Source organism: Pseudomonas sp. Pseusp3, assembly GCF_047304225.1.
Classification (GTDB): domain Bacteria; phylum Pseudomonadota; class Gammaproteobacteria; order Pseudomonadales; family Pseudomonadaceae; genus Aquipseudomonas; species Aquipseudomonas fluorescens_CD.
Genome location: NZ_JBGLYV010000259.1, coordinates 1 through 342 on the forward strand (window position 1 = coordinate 1; position 342 = coordinate 342).

Genomic DNA, 342 nt, shown 5'->3' on the forward strand with positions numbered 1-342 from the left:
TCAGGGTGTATGCGTTGCCCTGATGGGTTCTGTGTAGGAGCGAGCCTGCTCGCGATGGACGTTAACGAAAACGCGTGTTCATTGAATGAACGCAGCGTTCTTGAGTCCATCGCGAGCGAGCTCGCTCCTACAGGTGAGCAGCTTCAATTCGCGAAGACCATGGTGAAAGAAGGCGCGCCAGCAACCGACCGTAAAGAAACTGTTCAGGGTGTATGCGTTGCCCTGATGGGTTCTGTGTAGGAGCGAGCCTGCTCGCGATGGACGTTAACGAAAACGCGTGTTCATTGAATGAACGCAGCGTTCTTGAGTCCATCGCGAGCGAGCTCGCTCCTACAGGTGAGC

General features: G+C 55.3%; 1 protein-coding gene. It reads left to right on the forward strand.

What is annotated here, in order from left to right; all coding sequences use genetic code 11:
• Nucleotides 1–240: hypothetical protein (locus ACCD00_RS30795; RefSeq protein WP_413428942.1), on the forward strand; the 240-nt coding region annotated here is incomplete at its 5' end.
• Between the last annotated feature and the right edge of the window lie 102 nt (nucleotides 241–342).